This is a genomic window from Mycolicibacterium baixiangningiae (assembly GCF_016313185.1).
GTDB lineage: Bacteria > Actinomycetota > Actinomycetes > Mycobacteriales > Mycobacteriaceae > Mycobacterium > Mycobacterium baixiangningiae.
The window spans coordinates 63946-78978 of record NZ_CP066218.1 but is presented as its reverse complement, the minus strand read 5'-3'; the positions used below and the strand labels follow the sequence as shown (position 1 = coordinate 78978).

Sequence of the window (15033 nt, the reverse complement as noted above, 5' to 3'; positions counted from 1 at the left end):
TAAACCTTCGAATGTGTTCATTGCCAGATGGTTCCGATCGGGAGGTGGACCTCGAGCAGCACGTCGAACAGCAGGTACATCGCCGGCGGCAACAGCACAAGGGCGATGACCTGCGGGATGGAGCGCATCCGTTCGACGACGAGGATGATCGCCAGGATCAGCACCTCACCCGCCACCAGGAAGCCTGCGGGCTCGAGCAGTGCTGTGGAGACCGCCAGCGCCAGCCAGACCATGAGTGCCCGGCTGATCTCGGTCCGGCCGAACGAGAGCGTCGGCGCCTCGCTACTGCGCGCGCGGGGTCCGAACGCCGAGACCACGGACAGCAACAACCCGAGTGCAATGAGGCAGATCGTCAACAGCACCGGGAGCAACCCCGGCCCTGGCTCACCGTTGTCACCGCGGAACGGCAGATCCGTCGAGCTGAGGTACAGCAGCCACGCACCCAGCGCCGCCACGACGGTGCCGAGCACTACGTGCACCCGTCGGGTCAGCCGAAGCTCCTCCTCCGTCGGCGGTTCCTTGTCAGCCTCGAGGTCGAGGGGCGACTCGGGGAGATTCGGCTCGGGGAACTTCTGTCGAGCATCGACCGTCCCGCTCGAGTCACTCACGATGGCGCACCCCCTCGGTTCGAGTTCCTCCGTCGAACGTCGACGGCGGCGTGGCACCCGGCGCCATCAGTGCGAAGAGGCCTCTGCGGCCCGTCAGTCCGTCTGCCGAGGAGGTGAAGCCGTTGGACACCAGCAACGCGGCCTCCACCGCGTCGACGGCGGCCTTGGCAACCTGCAGCGAGCCGGTGTCGGTGTCGTCGAGGCTCCGCAGACCCGTCGCCTGTGTCGCGCACAGGCCCAGTAGGTGGCGCAGCTTGGCGTCGTCGAAGTCCAGCAGACGGCCGACCGCCGCGCCCGCGCCGATCACTCCGGCGACGCTGCGTCGACTCCACCCGTCTGCGGCCTTCGCCGAATCCAGAACCGCCGCAACCTCTTCGGCGACTACGCAGCCAACCGCGTAGGCCAGCGACGTGTCGGCCCCCGGGAGGTGCTCGGCCGCGGCGTCGACGGCGGCCCGTACCGCGCCCCATTCGAGTTCGGGCGACTGATCGTCGGCCTTCGATTCAGCGGTCGCAATGAACGTCACGATGTCGTCGATGTAGGTCATACCTGTTCCCTCTCGTGTGCCGGGAGCGCTGCGGACAGCACGTCGGCGAATCCTGTCGGTGTCCCGATGTTTTCGACCGCACGCAGAAGTGCGGCACCGCTGCCGTCCCCGAGCACCGGCTCGGTGAGAGCGCTCACCTTCGCCAGCAACTCGGCGTCGGTGAGCGGGCGGGCCAGGCTGCCCCGGGCGTGCGGGACGTGCGCGACGACGTCGTGGCGGTCGGACGAGTGCACCGTGACCGTCGCCGCGTCGCGGGCACAGTCGTCGCCCGGGACCAACCTGGTGACGGCCCGCAACCGGGTGGCGTCGGCCGACGTGGCCCGCGTGTCGCTGAACTGTGCCAGGCCGACGATGCCGTCGAGCAGTCCGACGGCGACGCCGTGCCGGGCCGAGAACCGCGCCTGCAGCCCGTCGGCGGGTTGCTCGATCCCCATCAGCTCCGGCACCAGGGGGTGGCAGCTCACGTCGATTCCGACGATGGTGTCGGCAGTTACCTGCGCGCTGGCTTCGATCGCCGCGTCGATCGCCGGGTGCGCCACGATTCCGCACGGGTACGGCTTGAACGCGTTGCGCTCCAACTCCCAGTCACGATCCCACGATCCGAACAGCTCCACGTCGTCGACGGCGTCGGCGAACATCGTCAGGATGCCGTCGTCACCGAGGGCATGGAAGGCGGCAGCGCCGTCGGCAGCACGCTGGGCCGCGAGGATCCCGTTCGCGGCGGCCTTACCCGCGTGGAACGGCTTGGTCATCGACCCGAATGCCTCACGGTGACCCAGCGTCATCGTCGATGCCGCAGCCAAGGCGGCTTCCAACTGGTCGGCGTCGTAGCCGAGGATCACCGCAGCGGCCACGGTCGCGCCGAAGACCCCGCAGGTGCCGGTGATGTGCCACCCACGGTCGTAGTGGTTCGGCGAGATGGCGTTGCCGATCCGCAGTTGGGCCTCACACCCGAGCGCCAACGCGCGCAAAAACACCTCACCCGAGGACACGGGCGTGTCGGACAGGGCGACGAGCGCGCCGAGTGTCGCCGCGCCGGGGTGGATCACCGTGGCCAGGTGGGTGTCGTCGAAATCGTCGTAGTGACCGGCCGTTCCTGCGATCAGCGCACCCCAGTGCCGGTCGACGGTGTCGCGTCGGCCCAGAACGGGCACCGGCCCGCTGACCTCGAGTCCGCTCGCGGTCGCGAGCATCACCTCCACGGCCGGTGAGGTGGCCGCGCCGATGGTGGTGCCGAGGACGTTGAACAACGACCGTCGCGCGGCGCGGTTGGCACCGTCGGGTAGCGGGCGGGAGGCAGCGTGAGCCAGGTCATGGCTGAATCGAGATGTGCGCTGAGACACAGAGGTGGACATGCGGTGAACGCTACGAAGGCCGATCGGGCCGAACAACGCCGCCTAGAGACAGGATCATTGCAATTTCTGGAACGATTCCTGGCGCATCCGGCCGCGCAGAAGCGCGATCTTGCTCAGCACCTGCACGTTGGCGAACTGGGCGCTCGCCCGCGGGTACACCAGCAGGACCGTCCGGTCCGGGATCAGCGGGTGGGCGATCGGTACCCGCACCACGCGGGGGTGCTGATGGTCGGTCATCCCCTGCGGCACCAGGGAGACGCCGATACCCGCACCCACCATCGACTCGACAACAAACAGATCATTGCCTTCCGCGGCAATACGTGGCACGAATCCTGCTCTGGCACAGGCATTCACCATCGATGTGCGGCTGCTCGCGCCAAGCTCCATGGCTACGAACGGGCGGTCGCGCACATCGTCGAGCGAGGCGCTGCCAGCCGACGCCAACGGATCGTCTGCGGGCAGGGCGAGCAGCAGCGCCTCGGTGAACAACGGCTCGACCACGAAGTCGCGCTCAGAGGGAGCCACCGAAGTGAAGGCGACGTCCGCCTCACCGCGCAGCAGCGCTGCGATGACGTCGGTCGCCGACCCCTGCCAGCAGCGGAACCGCACTCCGGGGACCTGCTCGAGCAGTTCGGCGAGCACGTCGGGGACGAAACCGAGCCCGAGTGAGAAGGTGTGGGCTGTCCGCAGCAGACTCGTGTGGCCGGCGTCGGCGCGTGTGTTGGAGATCGCGTCCTGCCTGCCGCGCAGTACGGCGTGCGCCTCCCGCTCGAGCACCCGCCCAGCCGGCAGCATGCGGACCCGTCGACCCGACTGCTCGATCAGTGACACCCCCAGTTTGCGCTCCAGCGACCGGACGACGCGCTGCACGGTGGCGACGCTGACCCCCAGGTCGGCCGCCGTGTGCCCAAAATGCTCCGAGCGCGCAAACGCCACGAACGTCTCCAGATCAACGAAAGTGACGTCTTTGATCCCGTCGTGCGTCATCGACTGATCATCGCGGCGGCCGCGCCCGATCCCCATGGCTTCTGAAGCAATCGGCCCCGCGTTCCAGAACCGTCAACGTCGCGGGCCCCGGTGAGGTCCGAGCCGACATCCAGTTCGCAGATGCAGTTCGCAGATGAGACGGGCGACCTCTGGCGCCGCCCGTTCCGGGAGCCTCCGGAGCCGGTCCTTGTGGACGACCCCCCGATATAGCTGCTGTCTCATTCCTAGAGAAACGGGACCGATCACATCCAGTCTCATTGGGAGTGCAGCTTTATCGGATGCTCTGTCGTAAGCGTCTGTGAAGCTCAGGGTCGGCCTCAGATCACCATGACATGATGCCGAAGAGGCAACCGTGAGAACACGTCGATCAGTATGAGCCGAGGGGTGTGGCCAGTTTCAGTCAGGCTCGATGGTCGGCGTCGTTCATGAGGGCGAGCAGGTTGTCGGTGAGTTCTTCGGCCGTGGTCTGCCACTTGTCGGTGTGCAGAAGGCCACTCATTTCCAGGCCTACGGCACCATGTGCACCAGTCAGGAGTATGGCGGCGTAGCGCTCAGCGCGATCATTGCCGGCGACGCCGGCGACGATGGCGAGGAACTCGTCGCACATGCGTTGCGCGGCGCGGACCACTGCGGTTGGGTCCCCTGCTGGGGGGCTGAACATCAGCCGGTACAGGTGGGGCTGTTGTCGGCTGACGGTGATGACGTGATTCAGCGCCGCGCGCAGCTTGTCGACAGATGAAAGCCCAACTTCGGTTTGCAACTCCTGCATGTGATCACCGAGGCGTTTCCAGCCCTCCGCAGCCACCGCGGTCAGGAGACCCTCCTTGTCCGCGAAGTGCCGGTACGGCGCACCCCGACTCACACCCGCGCGAGCACCGACCTCGCGCAACGTCACCGCGTCGAGACCGCCAACGTCCAGCAGCAGGGCGGCCTGGTCGAGCAGGGTGCGGCGGGTGGCAGCCGCTGATTCCTCGCGACTCATAGTCCGACCATCCTAGTTGACACTGTCATCTGACTCCGCAAGGCTTGTGAGATGACGATGTCAACTGAAAATGAGCTGATTGTGATCACCGGTGCCTCTACCGGTATCGGGGCGGCCACGGCCCGCGAGATGGCCCAGCGGGGGTTCCACGTGCTCGCCGGTGTTCGGCGCGAACGCGACGCCGACGCCATCCAGGCGGCGAATGTCGAGCCGCTGATTCTGGACATCACCAATTCCGACCAGATCCGAGCGCTTGCCAGTCGGGTGTCTGAGGATCCGCGGGGCCGGCCACTGCGGGCGTTGGTGAACAACGCCGCGGTGCAGGCCAACGTTCCGATCGAGGTCTTCGGGATTGATCAGTGGCGAGACATGTTCGAGGTCAACCTGTTCGGCCACGTCGCGGTGATTCAGGCGCTCTTGCCGACGCTGATCGAGAGCGGGGGCCGGGTGGTCAATATCAGTTCGGTGGGAGGCAAGATCGCGATGGCCACCTACGGTCCGTACGCGGGCACGAAATTCGCGCTCGAAGCGATGAGCGACTCGCTGCGACGCGAGGTGGCCCCCCACGGGGTGCAGGTGGTCGTGATCGAACCTGGCGCTGTGCGCACGGAGATGCTCGGCAGAGCCATCGCCAGCGCCCACGATCCGCTCGCCGCGATGACACCTGCGCAGCGCCACCGATACGGCGGGCTGGTGCACGCAGTCAACGCTCAGGCTGAAGCGTCGACGAAATCGGGAGTACCCGCCGAGGCCGCGGCCGCGGTGATCGCCAAGGCCATCACCGCACGCAAGCCACGCACGCGTTACACCGTCGACCGCGAAGCCGCGCTGCTCCCGGTGATGCGACTACTGCCCGATCGTCTACTCGACCGCATCTTCGCCGCCGCTCTACGGCCTCACTTGCCGAAGGAAAACGCCCAACTCGACTCCGCTCCTACTCGCCGTTGAGTCCGCAGCCCTCCGACCTCCTCGATAGCCAACCCGGAAGGTAAATCGCATGCGAGTCAATGCCTACGCCGCCCTCGCCCCAGGCGCCGATCTCACGCTCTACGAGTACGACGCCGGCGAACCAGGACCGTTAGAAGTCGACGTCGAGGTCACTCACTGCGGGGTATGCCACACCGATCTGATGGTGATCGACAATGACTGGGGCGCAGGGGTTCCGGTCGTCGCAGGCCATGAGGTCGCAGGCATCGTGAGGGCCGTTGGGACGCTGGTCGACACCGGACGCCTCGCGGTCGGCCAACGTGTCGTTGTCGGTGGGGTCGCCGGATCCTGCATGAGCTGCCAATACTGTGTAACCGGTCGCCAACAACTCTGCGCCAGCAGAGACAGCACCGCATTCCGCGGTGATCGAGGCGGGTTCGCGTCCTCGGTGCGGGCCAGCGACTGGCGCTTCGCCTACCCCCTACCTGAGGCCATTGAACTGCTGCACGCTGGTCCGCTGCTCTGCGGAGGTGTCACGGTGTACGCACCGTTCATCCGGCACAGCATCAAGCCGACCGATCACGTGGGCATAGTGGGCATCGGCGGTCTCGGCCATCTGGCCATCCAGTTCGCCCGCGCCTGGGGGTGCGAGGTTACCGCCATCTCGTCGTCACCGGACAAGCGCAACGACGCCCTCGAACTGGGCGCCGACCACTTCATCACTACTCGCGGCACACACGAATTGGCCATGGCGTCAGGCACATTGGACTTCATCATCAGCACCGTGTCCGCCGACATCCCCTGGGATGACTACTTGGCCGCCTTGAAGCCGCAGGGAACCCTCATCACAGTTGGCGTACCGGAAAGCGCAATGCAGCTCAGCGCCCTATCGCTGGTCTTCTCCGAAAAACGGATCGCCGGTGGACTGGTCGCATCCCCCGGCGAGACCATGCAAATGCTCGATTTCGCTGCCCGCACCGGAGTGCGGCCACAAGTCGACGTTTTCCCGATGCCCAACATCAACGAGGCAATCGGCCGGGTGCGCTCAGGAGACGTCCGCTATCGGGCTGTCGTAGCAGCGCAGTAAGAGCCTGCTCTACTTGAAATAAGCAGGGCCCCATGCTGTCTCGGTTCTAGAGACTTGAGATTGAGGGTTGACCAGTTCTTGTCTCAGCTGTGGGCCAGGCAGACCGGGTCGGCGGGAGTTCAGGTGAGGTTGGGTGACATCGGGTGGTGTGGTGCCGGGCTCTGCCGGTGCATGGGTCGCCCGCGGTGCGACGGCCATCGGTGTCATGGGGTGGATTGCAGGTCGGCTTGTCCGGTGAGGGGATTGACGGGCATGGAGGCGTGTTCGTGGATGACTGCCCAGCGGCCGTCGATTTTGCGCCAGAGGTCGGTTGCCCGGTAGGTGATGTTCAGCTCGGATTCGTCTTTCATGGACGCCGTGACGTGCATGATGGCCGCGGTCCAGGCGATGTCGTCGGCGAGGACGTCGGTCGCGACCTCGACGACTTCGCATGTCAGCGGCCCCTGGGCGGCCTCGGTCATGGCGGTGAAGCTTTCGCGAAGTTCGGTTAGGTCGATGCGACGGGGTGGGGAGAAGTCGTAGACGAAGGTCTGCGGCACGTCGTGAAACATCGCCATCAGACCGTCGATGTCGTGGCGTGCCACGGCAGCCGTCGCCTCACGCAAGATGGTCTCGATGGTCTCGATGGTCTCGATGGTGTTGTCGCTGTTGCTCACTGCGGTCTCCGTGGGTCGGCAAAGTGGATAGGTGTCAGGTCGGCGAGCCGTATCGGGCGATGATGACGCGCACCGCCTCGTCGACCGTGTGTTGTAGGTCGTCGTTGCTCGGATGCCAATCCATCAGGAGCAGGCGTGGCCAGAACGCGAAGTTGGAGATCATGCCCAGGAATTGGGTGGCCGCCAACTCGGGATCACCACAGTCGAGGGTCCCCGCCGAGTGCTCGTCGCTCAGATAGCCTTTGACCGAGTTGAAGAACGGCGCCTTGCCCAAGGTGAACTGAGCCTCGGCGAGATCGGGGAATCGTGGTGCCTCGGCAATCACGATCCGGAACAAGGCCACCATCTCGTCGCGAGACATCAACTCCACGTAGCGATTGCCCAGCACCTGAAGGCCGGCGGCGGGATCCCCGATCGCAGGTGCTTGCAGGTCCGCGCCTGACAGCTGCCAATACTGGACGACCATTGCGGCGAACAGTTCGGCCTTGGTGGGGAACTGCTTGAACAGCGTCGCGGTCGACACCGCGGCCACCTCGGCGATCCGTGCCAGGGATGTGTCGGCGTATCCCCGCTCCAGAAACAGCGAGGCCGCCGCGGCGATGATCGCGGCGCGCTTCTCTCCGGCAACGCGCTGGTGATAGGTCTGCGGCGGGGCCGTCATGGCTTCCGGTATACACCCCGGGGCCACGGTAAGGCGAGTGCATTGACTTACCTGCGGCCTCGGGCTTACCTTGAGGTGAGTTACTCACCTCACCATATCGGGTCGCCAGATCCCTGAAGGAGCAGAAATGTCGCAATTCGACGACGCCGTCGTCCTGGTCACCGGAGGGACCAGCGGGATGGGGTCCAGCCACGTTCGCGCCTATGCCGCCCACGGGGCCCGCGTCATCATCGGCGGCCGCAACGAAGAGGCGGGCCAGGCGCTGGCCCGGGAGATTGGCGAGCGGGCAGCATTCCTCCCGCTGGACGTCACCGACGAGACTGCCTGGCAGAGGGCGGTTGCCGACGCCGAGGATCACTTCGGCCCCGTCACCATCCTGGTTAGCAACGCCGGAGTCCAGAACCCCGCCGCCCTGATCGAGGACACCGATCTGCAGGTGTGGCAGCAGATCCTCGCGGTCAACGTGACCGGCCACTTCCTGGCGATCAAGCACGTCGCCCCCTCGCTACGCAGGGCCGGCGGAGGATCGATCGTCACGATCGGGTCGGCGATGGCCTACGGCGGCACTGCCTTCTTCGCACCCTATGTCGCCAGCAAATGGGCGCTCCGCGGACTGACCAAGACCGCCGCCCTAGAGCTGGGCCGCGACAACATCCGGGTCAACGCCATCCACCCCGGCGTGGTGTCCACCCCATTGATCAACGAACCGACCGTGCCCGGTCAGCCCAGCATCGCCGAGTCCTTCTCCCCCGACCCGTTCGCCGTGCCCCGACTCGCCCAGCCCGAAGAGATCAGCAACGCGCTGCTCTACCTCACCTCCCCCGAAGCCGCCTTCGCCACCGGCTCCGAACTCGTCATCGACGGCGGTCTGCTCCTCGGACCCGCACTCCAGTAGCCCGGCACTACCAGTCAATGCGCTTGACGAGTCCTTGGCGCCGATTTCATCGGCGAGTTCAGCCTCGAGTCGGGCTTGCCGATCTGTGGCGGAGACAGCTCGGTGGGCGCGGTTGCCATGGTTGGGAGATCTCGCGCGGGATTTATCTGGCTCGTCGGGCACGCCGAAGCGGGCCGGCGCGGTGTTCGCGCGGCCCGCTTCGGGTTGGGTTTCGTCAGGTCAGGGGCGGTGTCTTGGCGGGTTCATGTCCGAGGTGGTGGCAGCGCTGGCGCCGCCGGATGTCGATGGATTCCTCACGGGCCTGGCGTAACCGGTAGGTCTTCTGAATGCGGTGATTAGTGCTGGCCACGGCGAGGGCCATCAGGAGCTTGACCATCGGTTCGCGTCGCGGGCCCCATTTGAGGTCGACGAGCTTGGTGATGTGGGCGGATTTGGGCATGCTGAACGTCTGCTCGGTTCGGGCGCGCGCTGTCTCGAAGTACAGCGTGTGTTCCCAGCTCCCGCCAACCGGTCCCCATTGCGTCTTCTTGAGCTGAGTGGGTGTCAGAGTCACGGTGACGATCGACTGGGCGCAGCATTGCCGATCGCTTGGTTGCCAGGTCGGCGCTGCTGTTGGGGCGCCGAAGGCTACCGCCATCCTCACCTGGGCGGCCATGGCCCGCACCGCATCCGACACCGCCCCCGTCGTCTGAGGCACGGCGATCGTCACCGGGGGCTGCGGTCGTGGTTCGTCGGCCTCGCGGATGAGCCGGATGGTGAGGTCACCGTGATCACGGCCTGTGTGGCGAAGGACGTAGCCGTCGGGGACGCGGTGCTCGGTTTTCAGGCGGTGGATGGCCCGCCGATACCGCGCCCGCTGCTGCTGCGATGGGGATGCCACGGCGACGTGGCCGCCTGCGGAGGTGAGTTCTGCGAGGAGAGCTGATGCGAGATCGTTTGCCACCGGTTCCGACTCGGAGGAGGCATGGGTGGTGCTGACCGGATCCCGCCCCGAACGGTGGTGGCCGTGCGCGAGGTAGAACCAACCGGCCCTCATCGGTGAGGGTCGCAGACCATTGCTTGCGGCGGCGATTCACCGTCACCAAGCCCCGCGAAGCCAACGCGTAGGCGGTGGTCTTATAGGAGAAGTCTCGCCAGACCCCGTCCGGGCAGCCCTCGCCGATCCACTGCAACACCTCGACCTGGCGAACGGTTAGCGGCTCGTTGCGGCGCACTTCTGCAGGATGACATCAGCAGGAGGAACGCGCTCGAGTCCACGCGGCGGCGGATAGTTTGCAGTTAACGCAACGGTGCGTTATGGCCGTTGATCGGACGTCTTCGCCGCCCGACGTCAGAAACGGGCTAGGGGGGACGAGCGTGATGAGCGCCTCCCGGACTGGAGCCCCTGTCCCACGATCATTCCGGCACCACGACCGCCAATTCGTTAGCGCCCTGCAATTCGTTCCCAGCGAAGCGACGGCCTTTGTCTATTTTGGTAGTCGGCAGCCCAGCTTTACCGTCGGAGCGAATCCGCTCGCGTCAGCAACGTTGGCGGAGGCACAATGGCGGGCTATGGCACGGACCGTTGAGTTCCGCGACGATGACGACGGCTATCTGCAGTGGCTCGCGGACCACCCCGGGGGTTATGTCCTCAACATCCAACGCAACTACAGCGCGGCCGATGCCCGCCTGCACCGTGCCGACTGCGGGAGGATCAACGGCCGAAGTAGCCCTGGGAAAGTGCTCACCAAGTCCTACGTAAAGCGCTGCGCAGAGTTGCTGGCCGACCTCAGTCGATGGCCCACCGACACCGTCACGCAGGCGATCCAGCCCTGCGGGGCCTGCCGCCCCACGAGTGGCCTCGCCACCTCGACGACGACCGCCCACACCGAGTCGTGCGCAGGCGAACTCGGCACTGGGCCCAGAACCGACGAAACTATCCCCGCTGGCGACGACGCTGTGCACCCAACCCGCGACCACAGTGGCCGCGGGCTTCTCGGCGACGTCCAGCAAGACCCGCACCGTGGCCCATGCTCGTGGGATAGAAGACCTGGCCCGGCCGAGTCGAACCGAGTAGACCACTTAGACTCGCCGGCGCCGGGAGCCGAGGGGCGCACTGTTGTTCACGGTCCGTCGCTGGATAGACGTGTGGTCGAGGCGTGGTCCTCGCACTACATTTCCCATGGGCGGCGGCCCGCATGGTTAGAGAGTCTGCGCGGTGAGATCCGGAGTCGATGCAACCGGCTCACACCAGCGGCCGATGAGGTCTTGCACGCAATGTACTTCGGAGCCAAACACTCCACCGCCGATGTCGAGAACCTCCTGTTCTACAACGTCGGCACCTTCAAAGTGGCCGGCAGCAACGGGATTCGCTTTGAACACGGCGCGAGTGTGCCGGCAGCGCGAGATGGGTTCGGGTATCCGTTCGGCTACCGGTACGCACTTTCATCACGAGACGGCGCCTTCGCCGACTGGCGGCTTGGTCGAGAGCTTGCCTCGTTCGGGTGGGTCGACATCGGCGGACCGCAGAAGATTCCGACGGTGGCTCAGATTTGGTTGGCGCTGTCGCGCAAGCCGGGTCAGGTCTACGGGCCGGTTCGCGCGCTCGACATGCCATTCGCGCTGCGTGTGGCGGTCCGTCCACCGACCGGCCAGCGCCCAGTGTGGGGCGCACTGGTGAAGCGCGTCTTTGACGGCGTGATTGCGCTTACCAGGCTCACACCGACATGGAGGTCCTGCCGGCAGTGGCGCAACGAATCGCATCGGCGCTCGGGGAAGATCCTCGGGAGATTGCTGAACTCTTGTTGGATCGACGGAACGCGGTGATCTGCGCGGTGCCACAGTTGGTTAAGCCGTTCGGTGCGGGCGTCCAATGGCAGCCATCAGACGAGATGTGCGTCGCCGGCGAACTGCTCCCACCCGATTTCACTGCCGAACAGGGACTGGCCGAGAATCACCGCTGGGCGATCCGAGGCCAACTCGTCGAACTGACCCGGTAGCGAACCGCCACGATGCGGAGCGCCAGCAACGCGCCTGATTCGGTCTCGCTGAATCATGGGCGGATTTGTAGGCTCGGGATGTGGCTCGCCCGAAGGGCCGGTGTAGGAAGTTCGAGCCGTCCGCGCAGGAATTGGCTGGCGCCCCCCATTGCCCACCTGCTCACCGTCGGGCTTGTCCTCCGCCGCCGCCCTCTCTGTGCCCTCCGAACGTCAGTGCTCGTGATCTTGGTCCGCGGTATCCCGCTGAAGCAAAACATCCTGGCTCGGATGATCGGCCCCCGGGGGTCACGACTCAGCAGCCAGCATCGGCTACTCGCAGAACGATCTCGATGGTCAGCGGGGTGCAATCCGTCGCCAGAAACCCGCCCGGCAGATCCAGCCAGGTAACCCCGCCAATTTTCGACCGGACCCCTTCCGCTCGGGATTCCACTCGAGCCGGCAGGCATACGGCGCGGTCACCGGGCAAAGGCCCTTCGCTGTCGAGAATGCTGCACGGACCACGCCGAGTGCCGCAGTATCCTAGATAGACGCAGGTTGTAGGACGAGGGGGCGCTATGCCGCAGGCACTGCAGGTCGTCACCGATGACCTCACGATCTCGGCAGCAACTGTCGACACGCATGCTGACGGGATGCGCGCACGGCACGCGGAGGCGGACGACAAGATCGCGGCCGCCAGCCGTGGCGTGCCCGCTGGCGGTGCCGTCGCACTGGGTGCCGCGGTGACGAAGTGGCAGGCCGATACATCGACCTTGTACGGGCAACTGGTAGAGCACGGGCACAGTCTGCAGCGGCGCACACGCATACGCGCGCATCGACGAGAGCGCGGCCGCCGATCTCGATGCGGCTGGACGCCAGGCGCCGGCGCCCGACCTTGGCCTCTGACGGTCTCCGCTGGTGACCGTTTCCGTCGAGGAGATCGATCGCTGGGATGCCGGCGATGTACGTGAGGTGTTCCACGCGACCCGCAGCCGAGCAGAAGCGGCCCGCGAAGCCGCAAACGGGATAGCCGACCTACCCGCCTTCGGCTCATGGGGTGGCGACGCGTCCGACGCCGCCAAAGACGCCATCGGGCGCACCCGGCGCGATCTCGACGCACACGGCAACGAGTCACTGGCCGTCGCCCAGGCGGCCGGGGCGGCCGCCGACGATATCGAACAGGTCAAATCCAGGTTGTCGCAGCTTCGCGACGAGGCCGATCGGTTGGGCATGATCGTCGATCCCGTCACGAACACCGTTGAGCCGGGGCCCGGCGCCGTCGGGGCCGCTCCGATGGAGATCACGCTCAAGCAGATGCAGCTGCAACCGGAGCTCGACGCCATCATCGCCGAGGCCGCCCGGGTCGATCAGGAACTGGCCCGGGCGATCAACATGGCGATCGGAGAATCACCGATCCCGGACGCGCCGCACGACAATCGGCCCGAAATCCAAGAGGCGCTAGGCAAGCCGCTGCCCGAGGATCCGCAGCAGTTCAACGACCTCTGGGAACAGCTGACCACCGAGCAGAAGGACTGGCTCTACGAGCGCGATCACAGCATCGGCAATCACCCAGGAATGCCGTTCGTGGACAAGAACATCTACAACCGCCAGCATCTCGACGAGCTGATGCAGACCACGCAAGGCAACATCGATCAGATGCAGCAGCGCTATGACGAACTGGCGCGGCAGGTGTACATGGGTGACCACACCGCCGCGACCGGCAACGAAATGGCAGCGCTGGGGCCACAGCTGGCTGCGGCACGCCATCAGATGGACGGGTATAAGGCCGTCAACGGTGTTATCGAGAACAAGAACGGCGCTCCCCGGCTGCTGGCCATGGTCGACGACCAAGGTCATGCGGCAGTGTCCATCGGCAATCCGGACACCGCCAGTCACACAGCGACTTTCGTGCCTGGGACCGGCCAAGATCTGGGAGCCTTCCAAGGCAGCGATCGCAAGTCCGAGGAAATGTTCCGCGCGACCCTCAATGCCAATACAGACCTCACCGCCAATGACGTAGCCGTGACAACCTGGATGGGTTATGACCGGCCGATGAACCTTGGCGAGGCGGCATTCCCCGGCCGCGCCGAGACCGGAGGTGCTGGACTGGACTCCTTCATCAACGGTATGCACGCTTCGCACACCGGCGCGGTGCCCGCCGTCGACACCGTCATCGGGCACAGCTACGGGTCGACACTGGTTGGTGGCGCCGCGACCGGTGGCAATCACCTCGCCGCTGACAACGTCATCGCTGTCGGCAGTCCTGGCATGCTCACCGAGCACGCGAGCAACCTGAGCCTGACCGAAGGTGCCAACGTCTACTCGATGACTGCCCGAAACGACATCATCAGCCTGGCCACTGATGCCACCCTCGGGGCTGACCCCTTTGCCACGGATTTCGGCGCCACGCGCCTGGTTGCCGATCCCGGCCCCAGCTGGGACCCAACGGGCATCATCGGAAGCGTGGACGCCCACAGCAGCTACTGGGACAGCCAGTCCAACCCCGCCCTGGAAAACATGGGCGCGATCATCGCCGGTCTGCCACCGTCGCAGATCGTGACACCGGAAGGTGGAGTTGCGCCGGGATCATGACCACAAAGACTTCGCTGATGCACCGAACCCTCGCACCGATCGCCTGCTTGGCCGCGGTCTTGGCCCTGTCCGGATGCGGCAACGGCGGGGACCTCGGGCCACCCAACCCGACCGGTGCAACCGACATTGGAGGGCCGAACATGTCCACACCTGTAGGCGGAGAGCCCAAAGAGGTCCCGCCCCAAAACCAGCAGCAAGCCCAGGACACCCTTCTCGGCTACATCAGACAAACCCTGCGAGCACTCCCTCCGGGCTACGCGCTCGATGCCACCCGCTTCGGTGGCACCGGAAGCGGCAACGTGGGCTGCGACGACAACGCCACCAGACCCGACGCCCCGACGCGCTTCAACGCCACCGGCGACCTCACAGTGCCACCGGGCGTCGACAACGCTGCGATCGCCGAAGCATTCGGCGAGGTCTGGCGGAGCTGGGGTTGGCATGTGTATACCGACGACGAATTCCGCAAGCCCAATCAGTTCGGGGTCAGCCCGGATGGCTACCGATTCCGCGTCGTAGCACGTGCAGTAACCGGCCAGGCACCTGGGTTTGAGGGTTCCACGCCGTGCTTCCCCGGCAATCTGGCAAGTGACGACATCCCGTTCCCGGCGGTCATCGACGCCGAAAGCTGAGTCAGAGCCGCTGTGTCATTGGGTTAGACCGTCCTAGTGAAGCGACGGCAAATATGGATTCGGGCGAACGCCAAATTATTTCGCGCACACTCCGGGAGGGGGTCGACACAGCGCCGGCGCATCGTCGTCACCTTCGACGATGTCCTCGTTACC

General features: G+C 65.7%; 15 protein-coding genes. 7 read left to right on the top strand and 8 right to left on the bottom strand.

From position 1 onward, the window contains the following. Positions 1-17 precede the first annotated feature (17 nt). The 5 genes from I7X18_RS00375 to I7X18_RS00355 all read right to left on the bottom strand — a co-directional run bounded on the left by I7X18_RS00375 (position 18) and on the right by I7X18_RS00355 (position 4479). Positions 18-608, bottom strand: coding sequence for a tripartite tricarboxylate transporter TctB family protein (locus I7X18_RS00375; RefSeq protein WP_193045233.1), 591 nt, complete (start codon positions 606-608; stop codon positions 18-20). Next, complete coding sequence (locus I7X18_RS00370) at positions 601-1155, bottom strand: MmgE/PrpD family protein (RefSeq protein ID WP_193045234.1); 555 nt, start codon at positions 1153-1155, stop codon at positions 601-603. The genes I7X18_RS00375 and I7X18_RS00370 overlap by 8 nt, the downstream gene beginning before the upstream one ends. Beyond that, positions 1152-2510 (bottom strand): MmgE/PrpD family protein, encoded by a 1359-nt coding sequence (locus I7X18_RS00365; RefSeq protein ID WP_193045235.1) that lies wholly within the window; start codon positions 2508-2510, stop codon positions 1152-1154. The genes I7X18_RS00370 and I7X18_RS00365 overlap by 4 nt, the downstream gene beginning before the upstream one ends. Before the next feature lie 54 nt (positions 2511-2564). After that, the gene (locus tag I7X18_RS00360) at positions 2565-3497 is read right to left on the bottom strand and encodes a LysR substrate-binding domain-containing protein (RefSeq protein ID WP_193045236.1); all 933 of its coding nucleotides are present in this window, start codon (positions 3495-3497) and stop codon (positions 2565-2567) included. A gap of 400 nt (positions 3498-3897) precedes the next feature. Continuing rightward, positions 3898-4479, bottom strand: coding sequence for a TetR/AcrR family transcriptional regulator (locus I7X18_RS00355; RefSeq protein ID WP_193045237.1), 582 nt, complete (start codon positions 4477-4479; stop codon positions 3898-3900). A gap of 51 nt (positions 4480-4530) precedes the next feature. On the opposite strand from I7X18_RS00355, the gene I7X18_RS00350 reads away from it, so the two are divergent. Both I7X18_RS00350 and I7X18_RS00345 read left to right on the top strand, forming a co-directional pair. Beyond that, positions 4531-5427, top strand: a complete 897-nt coding sequence (locus I7X18_RS00350) for an SDR family NAD(P)-dependent oxidoreductase (RefSeq protein ID WP_193045238.1) — start codon at positions 4531-4533, stop codon at positions 5425-5427. 49 nt (positions 5428-5476) lie between these two features. Further along, positions 5477-6493, top strand: a complete 1017-nt coding sequence (locus I7X18_RS00345; protein WP_193045239.1) for an NAD(P)-dependent alcohol dehydrogenase — start codon at positions 5477-5479, stop codon at positions 6491-6493. A gap of 203 nt (positions 6494-6696) precedes the next feature. On the opposite strand, the gene I7X18_RS00340 is transcribed toward I7X18_RS00345, so the two are convergent. After that, positions 6697-7149: a YybH family protein gene (locus I7X18_RS00340; protein ID WP_193045240.1), complete on the bottom strand. Its 453-nt coding sequence runs from the start codon at positions 7147-7149 to the stop codon at positions 6697-6699. Positions 7150-7183: 34 nt separating this feature from the next. Next, complete coding sequence (locus I7X18_RS00335) at positions 7184-7810, bottom strand: TetR/AcrR family transcriptional regulator (protein ID WP_193045241.1); 627 nt, start codon at positions 7808-7810, stop codon at positions 7184-7186. A 127-nt stretch (positions 7811-7937) separates the two neighbouring features. Between I7X18_RS00335 and I7X18_RS00330 the strand changes: the two genes are divergently transcribed. Further along, positions 7938-8705, top strand: coding sequence for an SDR family NAD(P)-dependent oxidoreductase (locus tag I7X18_RS00330; RefSeq protein ID WP_193045242.1), 768 nt, complete (start codon positions 7938-7940; stop codon positions 8703-8705). Between the two features lie 214 nt (positions 8706-8919). Here the strand turns inward: I7X18_RS00330 and I7X18_RS29410 are convergent, their stop codons facing one another. Further along, a complete protein-coding gene (locus I7X18_RS29410; protein ID WP_226863276.1) occupies positions 8920-9741 on the bottom strand; it encodes a hypothetical protein in 822 nt (273 codons plus the stop codon). Between the two features lie 1220 nt (positions 9742-10961). Here I7X18_RS29410 and I7X18_RS00320 point away from each other — a divergent pair. The 4 genes from I7X18_RS00320 to I7X18_RS00305 all read left to right on the top strand — a co-directional run bounded on the left by I7X18_RS00320 (position 10962) and on the right by I7X18_RS00305 (position 14880). Next, on the top strand, positions 10962-11510 hold the full coding sequence (locus I7X18_RS00320) for a hypothetical protein (RefSeq protein WP_193045243.1): 549 nt from the start codon (positions 10962-10964) through the stop codon (positions 11508-11510). An 8-nt stretch (positions 11511-11518) separates the two neighbouring features. Further along, the gene (locus I7X18_RS00315) at positions 11519-11683 is read left to right on the top strand and encodes a hypothetical protein (RefSeq protein WP_193045244.1); all 165 of its coding nucleotides are present in this window, start codon (positions 11519-11521) and stop codon (positions 11681-11683) included. A gap of 894 nt (positions 11684-12577) precedes the next feature. Next, positions 12578-14251 (top strand): Rv0964c family protein, encoded by a 1674-nt coding sequence (locus I7X18_RS00310; RefSeq protein ID WP_193045245.1) that lies wholly within the window; start codon positions 12578-12580, stop codon positions 14249-14251. A 140-nt stretch (positions 14252-14391) separates the two neighbouring features. Beyond that, positions 14392-14880, top strand: a complete 489-nt coding sequence (locus tag I7X18_RS00305) for a hypothetical protein (RefSeq protein WP_193045246.1) — start codon at positions 14392-14394, stop codon at positions 14878-14880. Positions 14881-15033 lie beyond the last annotated feature (153 nt).

Bases quoted from the DNA above. Each gene is read 5' to 3' on its own strand.
- I7X18_RS00370 (WP_193045234.1), bottom strand. From the start codon at position 1,155: ATGACCTACATCGACGACATCGTGACGTTCATTGCGACCGCTGAATCG.
- I7X18_RS00365 (WP_193045235.1), bottom strand. From the start codon at position 2,510: ATGTCCACCTCTGTGTCTCAGCGCACATCTCGATTCAGCCATGACCTG.
- I7X18_RS00360 (WP_193045236.1), bottom strand. From the start codon at position 3,497: ATGACGCACGACGGGATCAAAGACGTCACTTTCGTTGATCTGGAGACG.
- I7X18_RS00355 (WP_193045237.1), bottom strand. From the start codon at position 4,479: ATGAGTCGCGAGGAATCAGCGGCTGCCACCCGCCGCACCCTGCTCGAC.
- I7X18_RS00350 (WP_193045238.1), top strand. From the start codon at position 4,531: ATGACGATGTCAACTGAAAATGAGCTGATTGTGATCACCGGTGCCTCT.
- I7X18_RS00345 (WP_193045239.1), top strand. From the start codon at position 5,477: ATGCGAGTCAATGCCTACGCCGCCCTCGCCCCAGGCGCCGATCTCACG.
- I7X18_RS00335 (WP_193045241.1), bottom strand. From the start codon at position 7,810: ATGACGGCCCCGCCGCAGACCTATCACCAGCGCGTTGCCGGAGAGAAG.
- I7X18_RS00330 (WP_193045242.1), top strand. From the start codon at position 7,938: ATGTCGCAATTCGACGACGCCGTCGTCCTGGTCACCGGAGGGACCAGC.
- I7X18_RS29410 (WP_226863276.1), bottom strand. From the start codon at position 9,741: ATGAGGGCCGGTTGGTTCTACCTCGCGCACGGCCACCACCGTTCGGGG.
- I7X18_RS00320 (WP_193045243.1), top strand. From the start codon at position 10,962: ATGTACTTCGGAGCCAAACACTCCACCGCCGATGTCGAGAACCTCCTG.
- I7X18_RS00305 (WP_193045246.1), top strand. From the start codon at position 14,392: ATGTCCACACCTGTAGGCGGAGAGCCCAAAGAGGTCCCGCCCCAAAAC.